Raw genomic sequence first — 20,276 nt, 5'->3', positions numbered from 1 at the left:
GAGATGTCCGGCAGGACAGAGGGGGGCGCCGTAGAGCGCTATGGTTGAACAGATCGAACTTCTTCGCTGCAGAACGCCTATAACCTTCGAACAGGATTTCCAATTTTCATATTGTAAAACGATCGTATCGCGCTAGCCTGAAATCATGAGTGGGGCGCGCAAAACATCCGGACGGTCCAGTGCCGACGAGGCGACGACCCGCAAGCGCGGGCGCTCGCTGGCCGCGCTCGGCCATATCAAGCCGCAGACTTATGAGGAGCTGCGCGCGGTGCTGTCGTCGGGCACGGTCCATTTCCCCAAGCGGCTGCGCCAGGTCGCGATCTTCCTGTGGCAGCATCCGAGCGATGTCGCGCTCGGCACCATCGCACAGGTCGCCGCGCAGGCAGGGGTGCAGCCTTCGACGCTGGTGCGCTTCGCCCAGATCTTCGGCTATGCCGGCTTTTCCGATTTCCAGGGCCTGTTCAAGGACCATGTCAAGGCGTCCTGGCCGGAGGGACGTGGCGAACAGCGGACCGAGCCCAACGCCGACCTGCATTTCCTGCGCGGCATGGTCGGCGCCTCGCAGGCCTCGCTCAGCCGCATCGAAGCCGGCTTCGATATCGAGAGCTTCGAGAAAATGGTGGCGCTGCTTTCGGCCGCCGAACTGATCTATGTCATCGGCTCCAAGCGCGCCTTTCCCGTCACCAGCTATCTCTCGCTGACCTTGTCGCAGCAAGGCGTGCGCAATGTGCTGGTCGACAATGTCGGCTCCACCGCGCTCGACCAGGTCGGCTGCATCGGAAGACGTGATGCGGTGCTGGCGGTCTCCTTCAGCCCCTACAATTCGATCACGCCCGACCTCGTCGCGGTCGCCCATGAGCGGCGCGCGCGGATCGTCACCATTACCGACAGCACTTTTTCTCCGCTGGTCAAGTTCTCGGACACCTGGCTGGAAGTGGTGGAACAGGACTTCGCAGGCTTCCGCTCGCTGGCGGCGTCGCTCGCCGTCGGCATGGCTTTGGTCCATGGCGTCGTGGCCCAACGGGCAGAATGATCGCGCGGTTGACTAACAAGAACTGACATTCCATATTTCAAGAAATAGAAACTTTGTTCCGGGAGGAGGAATGGAGCTTCAGCTCGACGGCAAGATGGTGCTGGTCACCGGCGCGACGCAAGGCATCGGCCGGGCGGTCGCCCAATCGCTGGCGCGTGCCGGCGCCGGCGGCCTGCTGATCACCGGCCGCGACAGGACGCGCGGCGACGCCGTCGCTGCGGACCTTTCCCAAACCGGCACGCCGGCGCACTTCGTCGCCGCCGAGCTTTCCGACCCGGCAGCCCCTGCCCTTCTTGCGCAAGCCTGCATCGACCGCTTCGGCCGTATTGACGGCCTCGTCAACGCCGCCGGCCTGACCGACCGGGCCTCCTTCCTCGATGCGACCCCCGACGACTGGGCCTCGCTGTTCGCCGTCAATGCCCGCGCCCCGTTCTTCCTCATGCAGGCGGCGATTGCCGACATGCGGAAGCGGGGCCAGGCCGGCGCGATCGTCAACATCCTGTCGATCAACGCCCATTGCGGCTCGCCCGAGCTCGCCGTCTATTCCGCCACCAAGGGCGCGCTGGCGACGCTGACCAGGAACGCCGCCAACGCCCACCGCTTCGACCGCATCCGCGTCAACGGCATCAATGTCGGCTGGACCGATACGCCCGCCGAGCGCGTCATGCAGGCCGAGACGCTCGGCCACGGCGCCGGCTGGCTCGATGCCGCCAACGCCGCGCAGCCTTTCGGCCGGCTGTTCTCGGCGGAGGACGTGGGCAGGCTCGCCGTCTTCCTTCTCTCCGACGCCGCGGGACCGATGACCGGCGCGCTGATCGATCAGGAACAGTGGGTTATCGGAGCCAACCGGTGAGCACGGCCGCACCCGAGACGCTCGGTCCGGCCTTGCTCGGCCGCCTGCCGGCGACGGTGCAAAGGCCCGGCTATGACCGTGCCTTGCTCAAGGCAGGCATGGCGCACCTCGGCGTCGGTGCCTTCCACCGCTGCCACCAGGCCGAATACACCGACGACCTCCTGGCGCGGAGCTTCGGCCGCTGGGGCGTGGTCGGCATCAACATCCGTCCGCCGGCGCTCGCCGATACGCTCGGCCGTCAGGACGGGCTCTACACCAGGCTCATCCGCCAGGATTCCCATGTCGAGGCCCGCGTCATCGGCAGCATCGTGCGCGTTGTCGACAGCCAGGCGAGCGCTATGCCCGCGCTCGAAGTGCTCTCCTCCCCGGACATCGAATTCGTGACGCTGACCGTGACCGAAAAGGGCTACTGCCATGTCCCGGCCAGCGGCGCGCTCGACCTCGACCATTCCGACATCGTCCACGATCTCGCAAACCCGCTGACGCCGCGCAGCGTGCCCGGCATTCTGGCGCGGGCGCTGGAGCAACGCATGGCCACGCACGGCCGGCCGCTGACGCTGCTCTCCTGCGACAACATCCCGGCCAACGGCACCATCCTGGAAAATGTCGTGCGGACTTTTGCCGAACGGCGCGGCAACGGCCTTGCCGGCTGGATCGCGGCCAATGCCGCCTTCCCTTGCGCCATGGTCGACCGCATCGTGCCGGCGAGCACGCCGGCCGATCTCGACGGCGTCGAGCAGCTTTTCGGCTACCGCGATAGAGCCGTCGTCGCAGGCGAGCCGTTCCGGCAATGGGTGATCGAGCAGAAATTCGCCGGCCGCACGCCGCGCTGGGACCTGGTGGGGGCGACCTTCGTCGACGACGTCACGCCGTTCGAGCATCTCAAGATGCGTGTGCTGAACGGCGCCCAGACGACGCTCAGCTATCTCGGCGTGCTGGCCGGCCTCGAACACACTTCCGATGCGATGGCGGACCCGCTTCTGTCAGCCTTCGTGCGCCGCATGCTCGTCGAGGAGACTCTGCCAACGTTGAAGCCGGTGCCCGGCATGGACCCATCAGCCTATGTCGAGCAGAGCCTTGGCCGCCTGCAGAATACCGCGATCCGCCACCGCAACCACCAGATCGCCACCGACGGCTCGCAAAAGATCGTTCAGCGCCTGCTCAACCCGATCCGCGATCGGCTGGGCGAGGCAAAAAGCATCGCGCTGCTGTCGGTGTCCGTCGCCGGCTGGATGGCCTATCTGATCCAGGCCTCACCCCGGTTCGGCCGGCGCTGGCCGGTGTCGGATCCCTATGCCGGCAAGATCGCTGGCATAGCGGAGGCAAGCGGACGCGATGTCCCGGCGCTGGCCGCGGGCATCCTGGCGATCGACGCCATCTTCGATCCCGCTCTCGCCGCCAATGACATGTTCCGCAAGGCCGTCACATCGGCGCTCGACGGGCTGTTATCGGACGATCCGATGGCAACCGTCAGGCATGCATGCGCGCAACCGGCAGATGAGCGGTTGAAGCAGCCGGCACGATCTGCATAGTAGGAATCGGTCGTGAATTCACGACCAGGGGAGGCATTATGAGGCTTGGACTGCTCACCGCACCGTTCGCGGAGACGCCGCTCGACGCGGTCGCCGACTGGGCAAGCTCGGCCGGCTTCGAGGCGCTGGAAATCGCCTGCTGGCCGAAAGCCTCGGGCGCCAGCCGCCGCTATGCCGGTACAAGCCATATCGACGCCACCGCGACCTCGCCGGCCCAGGCCAGGGACATCGCGGCAAACCTTGCCGGCAAGGGACTGACCATTTCCGGTCTCGGCTACTATCCCAACCCGCTGCATCCCGATGCCGCCCACCGCAAGACGGTGATCGACCACCTGAAGCAGGTGATCGCGCTGGCCGCGAATATGGGCGTGCCCCTGGTCAACACCTTCTGCGGCGGCGATGCCTCGAAGACCGTCGACGTCAACTGGCAGCACGCGCTCGAGGTCTGGCCCGATATCGTCGCCCATGCGCGCGACCACGGCGTCAAGCTCGCCTTCGAGAACTGCCCGATGATCTTCAGCCATGACGAATGGCCGGGCGGCCACAACATCGCCTATTCGCCGCTGGTCTGGCGCCGCATCCTCGAAACCTGGGGCGGCGATGTCGGGATGAATTTCGATCCTTCGCACCTGGTCTGGCAGATGATCGACCAGGCCCGATTCATCAGGGAATTCGGCCCCTACATTCTGCATGTCCACGCCAAGGATCTGATGATTGATCATGATGGTTTGTACGAGCGCGGAATCCTTTCGTCTGGCATAGGCTGGCAGGTGCCGCGCATGCCGGGGCTGGGCGATGTCAGCTGGAACGGCTTCTTCTCCGGCCTTTATCGTGCCGGGTATGACGGTCCGATCATCATCGAGCACGAGGACCGGTGGTTCGAGGGCAGCGACGATAAGGTCAAGCGCGGTTTCCTGCTCGCGCGGGACGTGTTGCGACCCTTCGTGAAATGACGGCGGAAAACTGAAACGGAAACTTGAATTACGCCGCCTGAATCTCTTTCTGAACGGCGCGGTGTAACGACTTGGAATTGAAATTAAAATCAAAGTGGAGGAAATCTGAAATGAAGAAATACCTGACCATGGCGCCGCTGCCCATTGTTCCACTCCTTGCCGGCGCTGCCTTGCTGGCCTCGATGGGCGTCTCGTCCGCCGAGGGCAAATACACGATCGGCATCTCCAATACCGTGCAGGGCAATGGCTGGCGCGAGGAGATGGTCTGCGCCATGAAGGCGCAGGCGCTGGCCTCCGGCGAAGTGACCAAGCTCAACATCGCCCACCGCAACACCGACGCCGCCGGGCAGCTCGAGGATATCCGCAACCTGATCAGCGCCAAGGTCGACGCCATCGTCGTCAATCCGGCTGATCCCGCCGGCATCAAGGCGGGGCTGGAGGAAGCCACCAAGGCCGGCATCGTTGTCGTCGCCGTCGACCAGGCGGTCACCGAACCGTCGGCCTACATCATCTCCAACAACCAGGAACAATATGCCTATCTCGGCGCCAAATGGCTGTTCCAGCAGATGGGCGGCAAGGGTGAGGTGTTTTACATGCGCGGCGCCGCCGGCGCCTCGGCCGACAGCGACCGCGACAAGGGCTTCAAGAAGGCGCTGGCCGAATTCCCCGACGTGAAGGTCGCGCAGGAAGTGTTCACCGGCTGGCAGCAGGACCAGGCCAAGCAGCAGATGCTGTCCTTCCTCGCCACCGGCACACCCTTCAACGGCGTGTGGACCTCGGGCATCGACAACGTCATCGTCGACGCGCTGGTGGAATCGCAGGCGCCGATGGTGCCGGTCGTCGGCGCCGACAATGCCGGTTTCGTCGGCCAGCTGAATTCGGTCAAGGACCTGGTCGGGGCAGCCGTGACCAATCCCGGCTCGATCGGCGGCGCCGGCGTGACGCTCGCGCTCCAGATCCTCGACGGCAAGAAGCCGGCGCAGCAGACCGTTCTGGTCGAGCCGCAGCTCTGGGAAAACGCCACTGAGGAAGGCAAGGCCAAGCTGAAAGCCGCCGCCGATCCGTCGCTCAGCCCGGAATGGCCGGTCTCGATCTCGATCCCGGACTGGACGACGTACACCAAGGACCAGATCGTGGCTTGCAAGGGCCCGGGCGAGTAAACCAGGATTGACGAGCCGGGGCGTGCTCCTTCCTTCCCCCCTTGTGGGGGAAGGTGGATCGGCGCCCTCATCCGACTTCGCTTCGCGAGGCCACCTTCTCCCACAAGGGGAGAAGGGAAGGCCGGCATCGGAACTGCCAATCTCCCCCTTGTGGGGGAGATGCCGGCAGGACAGAGGGGGGCGCCGTAGAGCGCCAGCAATTGAGTTTCTGATACGGACAGCAATTTGACCACCAGCCCCCTCCTCGACGCCTCCGGCGTCGCCAAGAATTACGGCGCCGTTGCCGCGCTGCGCGACGCGTCGCTGTCCGTGCTGCCGGGCGAGGTGCATGCCCTGATGGGCGCCAATGGCGCCGGCAAGTCGACGCTGGTGAAGATTTTGACCGGCGCGGTTCCTGCCTCGGCCGGGCGCGTCCTGATCCGTGGCGAGGCGCGCGACATACGCTCGCCCGCGGCCGCGCGTCGCGCTGGCCTTCTGCCCGTCTACCAGGAACCGTCGTTGATCCCCGATCTCGACATACTGTCCAATCTGCGGCTGACCGGCACGCCGGTCGAGCCGTTCCGCGCCTGGGTGCGCGAACTCGGCATATCAGACCTCGACCTGCGCGACACCGCGCGCGACATTCCGCTGGCGGTACTGCGCGTGCTCGACCTGGCGCGGGCGCTCGCCGTCGAGCCCGACGTGCTGCTGCTCGACGAGATGACCGCGGCGCTCCCCGCCAACCTCGCTGAAAAGGTGCTGGAAGTGGTGCGCCGCCAGGGCGACAGCGGCCGTGCCGTGATCTTCATCTCGCACCGCTTCGTCGAGATCTCGGCGCTCTGCGACCGCGCCACCGTGCTGCGCGACGGCGCGACCGTCGGCGTTCTCGACATCGAGCCCGGCGTGGAGGAAAAGATCGTCGAGCTGATGCTCGGCGCCCGCATCGAGAAGACCAAGGTGGCCGCCCGCGCCGCCGGCCAGGCCGCCACGTCGGCCCCTGCCCGCCCGCGTCTTGCCGTGCACAACCTACGCGTCGGCACCAAGCTCAACGACGTCTCCTTCGATCTCGCAGATGGCGAGGTCGTCGGCGTCGTCGCGCTCGAAGGCCAGGGCCAGGATGAATTGTTCGCCGCCCTTGCCGGCTCGATCAAACCGTCCGGCGGCACGATCGAGGTCGACGGAAAGCCGGCGAAATTCACCCATCCGATCGACGCCATCCGCGCCGGCATCGCCTATGTGCCGGGCGACCGCTCCGAGGCCCTCGCCATGCAGCGCTCGGTGCGCGAGAACATAGCGCTGCCCTTCAGCGCCGCCTTGCGCAACTGGGGGCCGATCGCCATGCGCAAGGAGCGCGCCACGGTGGCGAGCGCCATCGCGCGCCTCCAGATCGACACCCGAGCGCAAGGCGAGGTGCAGCGCCTGTCCGGCGGCAACCAGCAGAAGGTGACCATCGCCCGCTGGATCGCGGCGGACGCCCGCACCGTCCTGTGCTTCGACCCGACGCGCGGCATCGATGTCGGCACCAAGCAGGAGATCTATAAATTGCTGCGCGAGCTCGCCGGCCACGGCAAGTCGGTGCTGTTCTACACCTCGGAACTCGAAGAGGTGCAGCGCGTCTGCGATCGCGTCATCGTCATCTTCGGCGGCCGCGTCGTCGATATCTTCCCGGTCGAGGAGGCGGACGAGCCGGCACTGATGCGCGCCGCCTACGGCCTACCGCGCGGCGTCAAGGCCGATGTCGGCATCTTGGCGGACCCGACAGCAAATGCCCCGGATGCACCGGAGGCGACGCCATGAGTCATCTCCTGCGCCGCCAGGGCTGGGTCGCCGGCCTGTTCGCCCTCCTCATCGTGCTGTTCGTCGTCACCAAGCTGATCCAGCCCGGCTATGGCAGCGGCGATTTCGGCTCGCTGGCGCGCGCCGTCTTGCCCTACGCCTTTGCCGTGGCCGCGCAGACCGTCGTCGTCATCGCCGGCGGCATCGACCTGTCGGTCGCCGCCATGATGGCGCTGACCAGCGTCACCGCCGCCTCGATGATGGCCGGCGCCTCGGAAGAATACGCGCTGTTCGTGGTGCCTTTCGTGCTGGCTATGGGTTTTGTGCTTGGCGCGCTCAACGGCCTGCTCATTGTGGTCACCCGCGTGCCCGACATCGTGGTGACGCTCGCCATGCTGTTCGTCCTGCAAGGGGCGGCCCTTCTGGTGCTCGGCGCGCCGGGCGGGGCCGCCGCCGAATGGCTGAAGGCAATGATTTCAGGCACCGTGCCGATACCGGGCCTGCCGCAGAACATCGACGCCTGGCTGCCGAAGGCGCTGCTGGTGCTGATCATCTGTCTCTGCATCGTCTGGATACCGCTGAGGCGCTCGCGCATCGGCCTGTCCATCTACGCCATCGGCTCGAGCGAGCTGGCAGCGTTCCGCAGCGGCGTGCCGGTCAAGCGCACCCGCATCATCGCCTATGCGCTGTCGGGCCTGTTCGCGGCCATGGGCGGCCTGGCGCTGACCATGAGCACCGGCATCGGCGCCCCCATTCCCGGCCCCTATCTGCTCGCCAGCGTCGCGGCCGTGGTGCTGGGCGGCGTGGCGCTGGGCGGCGGCAAGGGCGGCCTGCTCGGCCCCATCGTCGCCGTCTTCGTGCTGCGCTTGGTGCGCACCGACCTCACCCTGCTTGCCATCGACCCCAACGTCACCGCCATCATCGAGGGCCTGATCATGGTCGCCGTGGTGATGTTCGGGGCGTTCATTACGATGCGAGGGCGGCAATGATGGGGGGCCATGAAATGGGACGTAGCGCCCTACGGCGCCCCCCTCTGTCCTGCCGGACATCTCCCCCTCAAGGGGGGAGATTGGCAGCTTCGGCGCCTCGCTCATTCTTGCAACCCCGACAATTTGCGAAAGCCGTCGCGCCATCCGATCTCCCCCCTGGAGGGGGAGATGGCCGGCAGGCCAGAGGGGGGCGTCGTAGGGCGCCAGCCTCGCAGAATCCCACCCCATCGCAATCACGAGCCACCCCATGAGCACCACCGCGATCACACCCGTCCCCTTCGGCCGCCGCGTCAAACGCTTCATGGCCGACCGGCCGCTGATCCCGTTGATCATCCTGCTGGTCATCCTGGTTGTGATCTTGCAGATCCTGCGCCCCGGCATCGTCAACGAGCGCTGGATCGCCAACACCATCAAATTCGCCATTCCCTTGGCGATCCTTGCCGGCTGCCAGACCATGACCATGCTGACCGGCGGCATTGATCTCTCGGTCGGCACGGTGGCGACGATGAGCGCCTTCATCATGGCTACGCAAGCCGTCAACCAGGACCCGGCCGTGGCCTTCCTCCTGGCGATGATGCCGGCGGTGCTGATCGGCCTCGTCAACGGCATCGGCGTCGGCGTCTTCCGCGTCCATCCGCTGATCATGACGCTGGGCACCAGCCTGATCGGCACCGGCTTCCTGCAGGTCTATCAACGCACGGTGATCGCCTCGGGCGCCAAGATCCCTGATTTCCTCGCCTGGCTCGGCACCGGCGTGACCGCGGGGTTTCCCAACGCGCTGCTTCTGTTCATCCCGGTCGCGGTGCTGATCGTCTTCGGCTTGAACCGCACGGGTTTCGGCCGCCTGCTCTATGCCGTCGGCGACAATGAGCGCGCGACCCGCCTTTCCGGCGTGCGCTATTGGCAGGTCATCACGGCGCTCTACGTCCTCTCCAGCCTGCTCGCCGGCATCACCGGCCTGCTCTATATCGGCTTGATCAAGGCCCCTTCCCTGTCCCTTGCCGAACCGCTGGTGCTGCCCTCGGTCGCCGCCGCCGTCATCGGCGGCACGTCCATTTTCGGCGGCCGCGGCGGCTATACCGGCACTATCATCGGTGCCTTGATCCTGACCGTGCTGACGACGCTGCTGACGATTTTGCAGATGCCGGAGGGGGCAAGAAGGATCCTGTTCGGCCTGATCGTCCTGTTCGTGACCGCGGCCTATCTGCGGATCGTGGAGGAGCGGTAGGAAGGGGCCGCCGGCCCATCCCTCGAAACACCAACGCAGTGACCGCCCTCACTTCACCGTGATGCTCATGCCGCTGAGATCGGCGTTGACTTGCAGCCCTACCTGCCTGCCCGTGAGCTCGAGCTGGGCGCCCTTGTCGTTCGTCATGACGATCACCTGGGCGCCCTTGCCGAGCGCGCCGCCGCCGCCCGCTGCGCCGTACACCCCGGTCACGTCCCGCGCGCGCTTGATATGACGCACGGTGCCCCGGAAATAGGTCTTGGAGGCACCGAAGGCGAGGCCGCCCGAGATACCGCCGACCGAGATCGGATATCGGCGACCATGGAAGGTCAGCGTGCCCTCGCCTCCGGAGCCGCCGATGAAGAAGGCCGCCTTGTAGACGGAGAAGCGGATCGTTCCGCTGTCGGCGTGCGCGGCACTGGCAAAGCCAACGCCCGCGGCGGTGATGACGGCAATGGCGACTGAACGAAATCCGGACGAAATATTCATGACGAAGCGCTCCTCAAGATTGCCGCCTACCGGCCGGGCCGGGACGTCGGCATCGCATCGAAGTTCATGGCTAAACAGTCTCGCCCATCATTGGTTCCAAGCACATGGCCTCGCTCCGGCCGTGAGGAGACAGTCACGAAACGGGGCGGCCAGTGGGCAAATTGTCGAGCGGCCGCGGGCGGTGTCGCGGATCGAGCAGGGGAGCACGGGAGAGCCTTGGCGCCATCTGGAGCGGGCCTCGTGAAACCTTTTGATTTTTAGGCCGTTGTCGCCGTTACATCCGAGGCTGAACTCATGCCGAAATCGGTCGACGGCGCCAGGCGGCGCAAGGCAGAGAAGTCGCACCAGGAGAAGGCCTCGACTGTCGAAGTTGCGTCCGAGGTCGTGGGCGAACCTGCGCCGCCGCCTGGGGCCATCGAACCCGGTCCGGAGCTGACGCCTCAGGAGGCCGAGGAGGCGCGCAAGCGATACCTGCTGAGGCGCTTCTGGATCAGCGCGCGCGGCTACTGGAGCACGCGCGGCGACAAGCTGGCCTGGCCGTTCACAATCGGGCTGTTGCTGCTGATATGCATCAATGTCGGCTTCCAGTACGGGATCAACATCTGGAACCGCTCGATCTTCGACGCCATCGAGCAGCGCGACGCCCACACCGTCTATGTGCTCAGCGCCGTATTCCCGCCGCTCGTGGTTGGAAGCGCAAGCCTTGTCGTCGCGCAAGTCTACCTTCGCATGACGATCCAGCGCCGCTGGCGTTCCTGGTCGACCACCGCGATCATCGCGCGCTGGCTGGCAAGCGGCCGCTATTATCAGCTGAACCTCGTGAGCGGCGACCACACGAACCCTGAAGCCCGCATAGCGGAGGATTTGCGGATTGCGACGGAGTCGCCCGTCGATTTCATTTCCGGTGTCCTCAACGCATTTCTGTCGGCCTCCACCTTCATCGTGGTGCTGTGGACGATCGGTGGGGCGCTGACTTTGCCGGTCGGAAGTTGGAGCATCACCATCCCCGGCTTCCTTGTGGTGACCGCGGTGATCTACGCCGCCATCACCTCCACCTCGATGGTGGTCATCGGCCGCCATTTCGTGCGGCTCTCCGAGCAGAAGAACCAGGCGGAAGCCGATTTCCGCTACACGCTGACGCGCGTGCGCGAAAACGGCGAGAGCATCGCCTTGCTCGGCGGCGAGGAGGAGGAGCGCAGCGGCATCGACAAGACGTTCGGCACGGTGCTTCGGCAATGGGCGCTGCTGACAGGCCAGCACATGCGCACAGCCCTGGTGTCGCAGGGGTCGAGCCTGTTTGCGCCGGTCGTGCCGGTCTTGCTTTGCGCGCCAAAATTTCTCGAAGGCAGCATGAGCCTCGGGCAGGTCATGCAGGCCGCCTCCGCCTTCGCTATCGTGCAGGGCGCGTTCGGATGGCTGGTCGACAACTATCCCCGTCTCGCCGACTGGAACGCCTCGGCACGGCGTATCGCCTCGCTGATGATGTCGCTCGACGGGCTGGAGCGCGCCGAACGCAGCGATGCGCTCGGACGCATCAGGCACGGCGAAACCGAAGACGGCGCGATGCTCAGCCTGGACAATCTCTCGGTGTCGCTCGACGACGGCACCGGCGTGGTCAAGGAAACCGAGGTCGAGATCGAGCCTGGCGAGCGGGTGCTGGTGGCCGGCGAATCCGGTTCCGGCAAGAGCACACTGGTGCGGGCCGTCGCGGGTCTGTGGCCGTGGGGTGGCGGCAGCGTCGACTTCCACCCCGGCAGGCGGCTGTTCATGTTGCCGCAACGTCCCTACATTCCCTCCGGGACGCTGCGCCGCGCGGTCGCCTATCCGGCCGCCGCCGACAATTGGACGCTGGAGAAGATCAACGCCGCCCTGGAAAAGGTAGGGCTCGATTACCTCACCGGCCGGATCGAGGAGGACGCGCCCTGGGACCAGACCCTGTCCGGTGGCGAAAAGCAGCGGCTCGCCTTCGCGCGCCTGCTCTTACACCATCCCGATATCGTCGTGCTGGACGAAGCGACGTCGGCCCTCGATGAGAAGAGCCAGGACAAGATGATGGAGACCGTCATCCATGAATTGCCGAAGGTGACGATCATAAGCGTCGCGCATCGCGCCGAGCTGGAGGCCTTCCACAGCCGCAAGATCACACTGGAGCGGCGCGAGGGCGGCGCAAAGCTTGTCAGCGACATCGATCTTGTGCCGCGCAAGGGCAGACGAAACTTGCTCGGGCGCGCCTTGTGGGGCTCCGGCGCTCCGGCCCAGAGGCCGCGCGAGCTGGAGTGAAGCCGACTTCGTCCCTCCTCAGCGCCCGCTCAGCGCCGCGACGCGGTCGAGGGCGGCGCCGAGGCCTTTCAGGGAGACGGGGAAGTTGAGCTTGGTCTCGGCGTCTGTGATGACGTTGAGCGTCAATACGCCGCCCGCTTTCAGCTTCTGCGCCAGCGCCCGGTCGATCGGAAACTGCGCCACGCATCCGTTCGGCAGGCAGGTGCGGAACCGCAATTGGCCGAGGGGCGGCTGGTCGTCGATCTGGATCGTCACGCCTGGATCGAACAGGATGCCGAAAGGCAGAAGCAGGGTTCCGCTCAATCCACCCTTCGGCCCCGTGCGCAACTCCACCGCCAGCAGTCTCTGGCCGTTCTTCTGCGTCTGGTCCTGCGAAACCGAGCAGGACCGTGCATTGTCCTGGATGGTGCAGGCCAGGCTCCAGTCCTGATAGGTCTCCTGGAGCGACGACGCACCGTTTGGAAGCGTGGCCGCCTGCTGCTGTTGCGCACAGGCACTCGATGCGGCCAAAGCCGCCGCGCAGAGTGCGGCCGCCTTCAGAAGAACAAATCTGTCAAACAACGATTGCGACTTTCTCTTTCGGGGTTTTTACGCGCATGGCCCCGAAAACCGGTGCGATCTTCGGGACCCGCGAGCCACCGTCATCTGCCTCACGCAGGGTGCAAAAGCAATTCCAAAGCGCCTCGCCCGAATCCGTTTCGGCCGACGCGCTTCAGGTACAGACCCACTCGCGGATCTTGCATTCGGTTCCCGCCGCCTCGCAGGCATGCAAAGCGAGGTCTTCCGCGTCCTTGCGGGTCTCGGCCGAGTTCGCGCCCCACGGCGTCAGCCGGTCGCTCTGCTTCTCCTTAGCCACGGCCAGGGCGCCGCAGTGCTTGTAGGGAAAGCCCGTCTCGTCGTCGTCTGTCCAATGGCGGTGGTTGCGGAATACCGTGACGACAGTGCAGCCCTTGCCGCCGGCGTTCTCGCAATATTTCATCGCGGCGTCCTTCGCCTCCTGGCGCTTGTCGGCGCCCCAGAAGAAGCCGTGCTTGGTATCGACGCTGGAATAGGCGATCGCTCCCCAGATGCCCTTTTCCTCCTTCGGCTCCGGCTCCGGCGGCGCCACAAGGTCGGCCGACACAACCTGCCCGCTCCACAGCAGGGCCATGCACAAAACTGCCAGACGTCGCGATTTCATGGTCTGCAATCCTTTCCAGGAGCCCTCGCCCATTCGCCTATCCCGTAGCTCACTTCGAAGCCGACGCGATGGAGATCACCACGCAGCTGTTGCCGGTCGGCAGCAGAAGCGCTTCGCCCGAATTGCCACCGAGCTCGTACACTTCCACCTGGCCGAGATGGTCGGTGATCTTGCTGCCTTGCGGAAGGATGGAGGGAATGTCGGAGCAAGCGCTGGCGAACGGCGCCACCCGCACCATCGCGCCTTCGCAACCCGAGGCGGTGGGCGATGCGAAAACCACGCCGGCGGCCGGTCCGCTGTATTTTTCCGTCGCATAGTCCATGCCGACGAGGGCCTGCACGGCGTGCTTGTCGGCGGCCTGGTCGTTCCACAAGGATTTGACGCTGTATTTCGCGCCCGTCGTCAGGACCTGTCCAAGCACCGGAAAGATCGTCGAGCAGGCCTGCACGCCGGCCTGTTTGACATGTTCGAGGAAAGGCGAGTCCGGCAATGCGGGCGGCGCCGTGCCGGCCTGCGCGGCCGTCGGGGTGCCGACGAGACCGGCGATCGCGGCATAGTTCGCGGCGGCGAAGCCGATGCCGATCATGGCCAGCCCCAGCAGCGAGAAGCCGAGAACGCGCGGCCACCGTCGCTGCGGCTCGGCGACCCTCTTGCGATCGGGCTCGACGATCCTCTTGCGGTCCGGCTCCACGCTCGGGCCGCGCGCTGGGGAGATGAACGGGTCTTGCTGGCTCACGGTGCTGCCTCGGTTATTTGATTGGCGCAAGGGCCTCGGACAGCCCCTTGAGCGTTGCGGTCACGGTAATCGTCTGGCCGTCGACGGTCGGGTAGGAGATCGCCGGCGTCGCTTTCTGCACGATCTGCTGGCGCATGATAGGTCCTACCGCCAGCATGCCGACGCAGACCATTTCGTTGCAGCCGTTCAAGCGAACGCCGATCGGGTCGCGCCCGTCGAACTTCACCGACACCAGGCCGTCGCTCTTCGCGTTCGGCGCGGTGCGCAGGATCATGTAGGGCTTGCCGTCCTGCGTGGCGGCGAGCGACCAGCTGAAGGCCATCTTGCCGGTCCCGTCCTCGATTACCTGCGAAACGTTGCAGACCTTCTTGCGCGCCTTGAGGTTCTCGTCGCAGATCAGAGTCCAGTTCTCGAAGGGGCGGATGGTGCGCTGGTAGTCGCCCAGCTTCACCTCCGGCGGCACCGCCACGTCGGACGGCTTGATCCTGTAGGGCGCGGTCGCTTGCGCGGCGGCCGGCCCGGCGGCCAGGGAGAGGCCGCCGGCAGCCGCCAGGCAGGTCAGGAGAAAGAGCCGGGCATGATGGCTGGTTGCCCCGTTCATTCCCGCCTCAGTTCAACGTGAGGCTCAGGCCGGCGCCGACACCGACATTTCCGCCCGCCGCCGTGCCCGAGACATTGCCGCGGATACGGCCGTCCTCGCTGGTGTAGCCGGCGCCGAAGGCGAAGGCGCCCGCATCCCGCCAGAAGCCGCCGCCGACCGCCACGCTCAGCTTGCCGGGCCGGTCGTCATAGCGCAGCGAGGCAGCCGCAAGGCCGATTGCCGCCGCTTGCCGGGCTTCGTCGCGGATGCCGCTGATGTCCGAATTCAGCTGGCCGAGTTTCTGGTCGGTATAGTCGTTGGCCTGTTGCAGGGTCGTGGCCGCCACCTTGTCGGTATAGGTGTTGGATGTGCTGATGGCGGTGTCCAGGCCCTTGGTCAGCTGGTTGACATTGACCGCATCGGTGCCGGCGACACCGGGGCCGACATTGGAGATGACGACCGGCGCGTTGACGTCTCCACCTTGCAGCGTGATGCTGTTCTTCTTGCTGCCGTCCGGATTGGTGTCGTAGGTCACCGCGGTCTGGTTGAGATTTCCGACGCCGGTTTGCAGGTCCTCGATCGCCTGGTTGGAGGCGAAGAGCTGCGAACCGTTGATCGCGTCGGTGCTGTCCGCGGCGACCCGTCCGGCAGCGACATTGGTGATCGTCCTCTCCGCGCCGGCATCGCCGACGCTGACCGTTCCGGTCGGCGTGGTGCCGGCAAAGGCGTAGGTCTTGCCGTTGATGACGGTGCTGGAGGTACCGACGGCGGTCTGCGTCACCGAGCCGGAGCCGAGCGCTACATCGCCGGCGTTGTTGGCCTGCGCGCCCTGGCCGAGCGCGACCGCGCCCTGCCCGGTGGCCGTAGAGCCATGGCCGGCGGCCAGGCTGTCGGTGCCGCTCGCCACGCTTTCAGGTCCAATCGCCACGGCGTCGGTGCCGCCGGCGATGCTGTCGGCCAGTGTCGAATTGGCGTGGAAGTACTTGATGCCACCACCATTGTTGATGGTGGTCAGCGCGTTGTCGACGGCCGTGAGGCCGTCATAGACGGTCGAATAGTTGTTGCCCTGGATGGTATAGGTCGGGCCGGTGACCGAGCCGTCGGGATTGAGGACGGTGGTGCCGCCGAACAGGTTGCTGACATTCTGCTCCAGGCCGCGCAACTGCGAGACGTTGACGCCGTCGGTGTCGGCCGAGCCGGCCGCGACATTGGTGAGCTTGCGCTCGGCCCCCGCGCCGCCGATCGACACCTCGCCCACCGAGGTCTGCGGGGCGGTCAGCGCAAAAGCCGTGTAGCCGGCCTGCGCACCGACCGAGGTGATGGACTGCGCGCCCAGCGCCACGCTGTTGATGAAGGTGCTTTGGGCGCCGGCGCCGAGCGCCACCGACTGGATGCCGGAGGCGAGCGAATTGGTGCCGAACGCCAGGCCGTCGGCCAGCATCACATGCGCGTTCTGGCCGATGGCCGTTCCGCCGGGCGCTGTCTGGTCGACGACGGCGCCGTTGCCGATGCCGATGCCGTTATCGCCGTTGACGACCGTGGTCGGGCCGACCGCGACCGATTCCGCGCCGACCGCCAGCGAGTCGGCAGCCACCGAATTGGCATGGAAATACTTGGTCGAGGTCGCCGATACGGCGGCGATGGCGCCGGCGAGCTGGCGCACCGTCACCGCGTCGTGATCCTGCGTGCCGTCGGCCACGTTGGTGATCTGCCGGTAGGATGTAGCGTTGCCGACCGACACGGCGCCGAGCAGCGTCTTGTCGGTGGTGTTGTACTCGATGAAGTTGGATGGGCCGGCGGGCAGTTGCCCGGTAACCGGAGCGATCGGGCGATCGGAAACCGAACCCGAACCGAGCGCCACGCTGCCGTCGGTGCTGGCCAGGGTGCCGCGGCCAAGCGACAGCGCGCTGTCCCCGGTTGCGGTCGCCTGGTAGCCGACAGCCGTGGAGCCGACGCCCTGTGCGAAGGAATCGGTCTGCGCCAGGCCGGCTTCGTTGGTGCGGGCGTAGCGGATGCCGATGCCGTTGGCGTCGGTATAGGCGGTCGAGGTGTCGCCGGCGATGTTGTTGATCGTGTTGCCGAGATCGGTCACGCCAGTGCCGATATTGGCGATGTCGGTCGTGTTCTGCGTCACCTGCTGGTTGGTGGCGAAGAGCTGCGAGCCGTTGACGGCATCGGTCGAACCGCCGTTCAACTGTCCGGCCGCGACGTTCTGAACCTGGCGCTCGGCGCCGGCCGAGCCGACCGAGAAGGCGCCGGCCGGCGTGCCGCCGGCGAAGGTATAATTGACGCCGCCGATCGTCGTGCCGCCGACATTGGTCGTCGCGCCAGACGTCGAATTCAGGCCGATCGCCACGTCGCCGGCATTGTTGGCCACCGCATTGGGGCCGACGGCGACGGAATCGGGGCCCAGTGCCTGCGAATCCGCCAAGGTAGAGTTGGCGTGGAAATATTTGATGCCGCCGCCGACATTGATGTTGGTGATGGCCGCACCGATGGCGTCGACCGCCTGGTTGGTGGCGAAGAGCTGCGAACCATTGATCGCATCCGTCGAGAGCGCGCTGACGCGCCCCGCCGCCAGGTTGGTGAGCGTGCGTTCGGCGCCGGGCGCGCCGATGCTGACGGTCGAGAGCGGGTTGGTGCCCTGGAAGACGTAGGTCGTGCCGTTGACCACCCCGCTCGCCGTGCCGACGGCCGTCGTGGTCACCGAGCCCGAGCCGAGCGCCACGTCGCCGGAGCTCGCCGCCGCCGTCGCGCCATTGCCCAGCGCGACATTGCCGGCGAGGCCGGCAGCACCTGCCGTCGAGCCGTTGCCGAGCGCCACCGAGCCCTGCCCGATCGCCTTGTTGCTGTTGCCGATGGCGACGGCGCCGTTGGCCATATTGGCCGCGGTGGCGGTCGCCGTGCCGTCGCTGTTTGCGATGTTGTTGGCGCCGCCCGTGAAGGCGCCGGTGCCGCTGGCATAGCTCGGATCGCCGATGGAAACCGCGCCGTCGCCATAGGCGGTGTTGCCGGACCCGATGGAGACGGCCTTGCCGCCGGTCGCCACCGCATTGGTGCCCATCGCGACCGCTCCGGCGGAATCGGCGGTGGCAGCCGGGCCGACAGCAATGGCGTTATCCGCTGACGCATTGGCCTGGAAACCCGCGGCGAACGAGTTGACGCCGGTGGCATTGGCATTTGCGCCAACTGCCGCAGCGCCGCTGGCAGTGGCGTTCGCGCCCCCACCGACAGCCGTCGAGGTCTCGCCGGAAGCCACGGAGAAGACGCCAACCGCCAGGCTGTTGGTTGCGCTAGCGCTTGCGCCGCCGCCGAGCGCCGTCGAACCACTGGTCCCCGACGCAACGGAGCCTACGCCGATGGCAACGGACTGGGCGGCCGAAGCCGCCGCCGTATCGCCTAGCGCCACGGACTGGTTTCCGCTCGCGGCGGCTTGGTATGCCCCGGCGAACGAATTGGTGCCGGTGGCCTGGGCCACCGTTCCGATCGCAATTGCGTTCTCGGCTCCTCCGTTCGCGTTGATGCCCAAAGAGACCGCCTGAATCCCGCTGGAGACCGCGCCACCGCCGATCGCTGTGCTGTTCACACCGCTGGCAGTGGTGGACTCGCCTAAAGCCAGGGTGTTTGCCTGGCTCGCGGCCGCGCCAGCGCCTAAGGCGACGGCATTGATGGCTGTGGCTTTTGCGAGAGACCCCATGGATACGCCGCCCGTCGCCGAGGAGGTCGCTCCGTTGCCTATCGCGACGGTCAGATTGCTCGAAGCAACGGCTGTGGCGCCCATCGCGATGGCGGCCGTTCCCGTTGCCTTGCTTGAGCGTCCGATCGCGGTGGCATCAACCTGAGACGCCGTCACATCCGTGCCGATGGCGATTGCGCTCTCTGCCAACGCTCCCGTTCCGGCGGCGGTGCGTGAGCCGAGATAGACGGCGTTTATCGCGGTTGCGGTCGACTGGAAGCCGACAGCAACGGCATTCTGCTGGCTGGCAACAGTGCTGGTGCCTTGGGCAACCGCATCCAATCCGGACGCCCCTGCAAACTGTCCAAGCGCAATGCTGCGCAGTCCGCCGGCTACGGATCCGTAGCCTCCGGCGAACCCATAATTGCCGCTGGACGTGGCGCCGACACCGACTGCGGTGGAGTTCCCTCCCAAGGCCTGGGCGTTGGTGCCCAGCGCACTGGACCCGGCCGCAGCGGCATTGGCGGCGACGCCGATCGCTACCGAATTGACGTTGCTCGAGGTCGCGCCGGAGCCGATCGCCACCGCACCGCCGGTGCCCGTGGCCTGCGCGTTGAGGCCGATGGCGACGCCGTATTGCGTCGTCGATTTGGCTTGGAAGCCGAGCGCGATGGCCCAGTTCAGGCTGGCGGTTGAGCCGTTTCCGATCGCTATGGCCTCTGGAGCGGTCGCGGACCCGCCACCGGCCTGATATTGCGCCTGGGCCGGCGTCGCGGCCATGCCGATCACCAAGGCGCCCAGCATCGCGGCCGCCGCCGGCATCGCGCCGACGCCCAGCGTCCCAAGCCCCAGGCGCTTGCGCCGCATGCCGAGCACGCTATGAGCCAGACGCAGCACCGCCATCAGGCGGCGCCGGGTCGAACGGGAGCGAGGATCGGCATTTGCGATCCAGTGAGTGGCGAAATGCGCCGCACGACGCTGAACAAAAGAGCCGCTCGAAATGTGGCCGCCCGAAATCTGATTGTCGGTCATGGTTCCCTCTCCGCTGGCCGGCACGAAATGTGACAATTCCGCTCGGCAGCAGAAAGACATGATTCCCGCTCGCGGTATTTCACGAAATTGCTGTGTTGCGAGAAAATATCCGAGCATATAGGCGGAGGTTAACGGCTCGTTACCTTAGCAACTGCTTTAAAACCAAGTAATCAAATAATGCCGAGGGCGCGACTTCATCTAACCTTGGCCTTAAACTTGGCCACCCGCGCCTGCATCGGCGTCATCTGCCGGTATTTCTTCATCATCGTAGTGAAATGGCTCTGGCTCGAAAAACCGCTGACATGGGCGATGTCGGCGATGGTCATGCGGCTGTCGGCAAGCAGTTTTTCCGCGAAGTCCAGTCGGAGATCGAGGACATACTGATGCGGCGGCATGCCGAACGTCTTCGAGAAGGCGCGCACGAAGTGATAGGAGGAAAACCCGCAAACCTCTGCCATTTCGGCAAGCGCCAGCTTGCGCGAGAAGTTCTCGTTCAGGAACTCCTGCACCTTGCGCGCGCTGCGGACGGAAAGCCCGCCCTTCACGTTGAGCAGCGGCTGCCGGGCCGAAGTGGCTCCGGAAACCGATCCGGGGGGACCATCATCGCCCGGCATTTTTCGGCCTCCCGATATTTCCCAGATGAACTTCAACCTGAGGCCTCCCTCCCCGTTCCCCTGAAAAACAATTCGTGATTGATCGAAGCGGGCCCGCATCGCCAGCCCCGCATGTGATCGATCCGGCCGGATGGCAAACAATGCACGAACTGAATGGCATTCCAATGACTCCAGCAAAGCTTGGGG

The 20,276-nt window shown here is 66.0% G+C and carries 16 protein-coding genes; 9 read left to right on the top strand and 7 right to left on the bottom strand.

Annotated features, from left to right (window positions below; translation table 11 throughout):
* Positions 1-145: 145 nt before the first annotated feature.
* The 8 genes from LB551_RS02835 to LB551_RS02800 all read left to right on the top strand — a co-directional run bounded on the left by LB551_RS02835 (position 146) and on the right by LB551_RS02800 (position 9,503).
* Complete coding sequence (locus LB551_RS02835) at positions 146-1,033, top strand: MurR/RpiR family transcriptional regulator (protein WP_224658126.1); 888 nt, start codon at positions 146-148, stop codon at positions 1,031-1,033.
* 70 nt (positions 1,034-1,103) lie between these two features.
* Complete coding sequence (locus LB551_RS02830) at positions 1,104-1,886, top strand: SDR family oxidoreductase (RefSeq protein WP_224658125.1); 783 nt, start codon at positions 1,104-1,106, stop codon at positions 1,884-1,886.
* Entirely contained in the window at positions 1,883-3,418 is a 1,536-nt protein-coding gene (locus LB551_RS02825; RefSeq protein WP_224658124.1) for a mannitol dehydrogenase family protein, read from the top strand. The genes LB551_RS02830 and LB551_RS02825 overlap by 4 nt, the downstream gene beginning before the upstream one ends.
* Positions 3,419-3,456: 38 nt before the next feature.
* Entirely contained in the window at positions 3,457-4,371 is a 915-nt protein-coding gene (locus LB551_RS02820; protein ID WP_224658123.1) for a sugar phosphate isomerase/epimerase family protein, read from the top strand.
* A gap of 110 nt (positions 4,372-4,481) precedes the next feature.
* Positions 4,482-5,531 (top strand): ABC transporter substrate-binding protein, encoded by a 1,050-nt coding sequence (locus LB551_RS02815; protein ID WP_140552242.1) that lies wholly within the window; start codon positions 4,482-4,484, stop codon positions 5,529-5,531.
* Between the two features lie 225 nt (positions 5,532-5,756).
* A complete protein-coding gene (locus LB551_RS02810; RefSeq protein ID WP_224658122.1) occupies positions 5,757-7,307 on the top strand; it encodes a sugar ABC transporter ATP-binding protein in 1,551 nt (516 codons plus the stop codon).
* Complete coding sequence (locus tag LB551_RS02805; RefSeq protein ID WP_224658121.1) at positions 7,304-8,275, top strand: ABC transporter permease; 972 nt, start codon at positions 7,304-7,306, stop codon at positions 8,273-8,275. The genes LB551_RS02810 and LB551_RS02805 overlap by 4 nt, the downstream gene beginning before the upstream one ends.
* Before the next feature lie 247 nt (positions 8,276-8,522).
* Positions 8,523-9,503, top strand: a complete 981-nt coding sequence (locus LB551_RS02800) for an ABC transporter permease (protein WP_224658120.1) — start codon at positions 8,523-8,525, stop codon at positions 9,501-9,503.
* Positions 9,504-9,551: 48 nt separating this feature from the next.
* Here the strand turns inward: LB551_RS02800 and LB551_RS02795 are convergent, their stop codons facing one another.
* Positions 9,552-9,992 (bottom strand): hypothetical protein, encoded by a 441-nt coding sequence (locus LB551_RS02795; RefSeq protein WP_224658119.1) that lies wholly within the window; start codon positions 9,990-9,992, stop codon positions 9,552-9,554.
* Between the two features lie 294 nt (positions 9,993-10,286).
* On the opposite strand from LB551_RS02795, the gene LB551_RS02790 reads away from it, so the two are divergent.
* The gene (locus tag LB551_RS02790; protein WP_224658118.1) at positions 10,287-12,272 is read left to right on the top strand and encodes an ABC transporter ATP-binding protein/permease; all 1,986 of its coding nucleotides are present in this window, start codon (positions 10,287-10,289) and stop codon (positions 12,270-12,272) included.
* An 18-nt stretch (positions 12,273-12,290) separates the two neighbouring features.
* Here LB551_RS02790 and LB551_RS02785 read toward each other — a convergent pair whose 3' ends face one another.
* From LB551_RS02785 to LB551_RS02760, 6 genes are all read right to left on the bottom strand, one after another.
* Positions 12,291-12,833, bottom strand: a complete 543-nt coding sequence (locus LB551_RS02785; RefSeq protein ID WP_411970925.1) for an invasion associated locus B family protein — start codon at positions 12,831-12,833, stop codon at positions 12,291-12,293.
* 151 nt (positions 12,834-12,984) lie between these two features.
* Positions 12,985-13,452: a DUF4189 domain-containing protein gene (locus LB551_RS02780; protein ID WP_224624358.1), complete on the bottom strand. Its 468-nt coding sequence runs from the start codon at positions 13,450-13,452 to the stop codon at positions 12,985-12,987.
* Positions 13,453-13,501: 49 nt separating this feature from the next.
* A complete protein-coding gene (locus tag LB551_RS02775; RefSeq protein WP_224658117.1) occupies positions 13,502-14,188 on the bottom strand; it encodes a hypothetical protein in 687 nt (228 codons plus the stop codon).
* Positions 14,189-14,201: 13 nt separating this feature from the next.
* Positions 14,202-14,789: an invasion associated locus B family protein gene (locus tag LB551_RS02770; RefSeq protein WP_224658116.1), complete on the bottom strand. Its 588-nt coding sequence runs from the start codon at positions 14,787-14,789 to the stop codon at positions 14,202-14,204.
* Positions 14,790-14,796: 7 nt separating this feature from the next.
* Positions 14,797-19,476: a YadA-like family protein gene (locus tag LB551_RS02765; RefSeq protein WP_224658115.1), complete on the bottom strand. Its 4,680-nt coding sequence runs from the start codon at positions 19,474-19,476 to the stop codon at positions 14,797-14,799.
* 194 nt (positions 19,477-19,670) lie between these two features.
* Positions 19,671-20,189, bottom strand: coding sequence for an AraC family transcriptional regulator (locus tag LB551_RS02760; protein ID WP_224658114.1), 519 nt, complete (start codon positions 20,187-20,189; stop codon positions 19,671-19,673).
* Between the last annotated feature and the right edge of the window lie 87 nt (positions 20,190-20,276).

Source organism: Mesorhizobium sp. BR1-1-2 (assembly GCF_020165435.1).
GTDB lineage: Bacteria > Pseudomonadota > Alphaproteobacteria > Rhizobiales > Rhizobiaceae > Mesorhizobium.
This window is presented reverse-complemented; position numbering and strand designations above follow the sequence as displayed.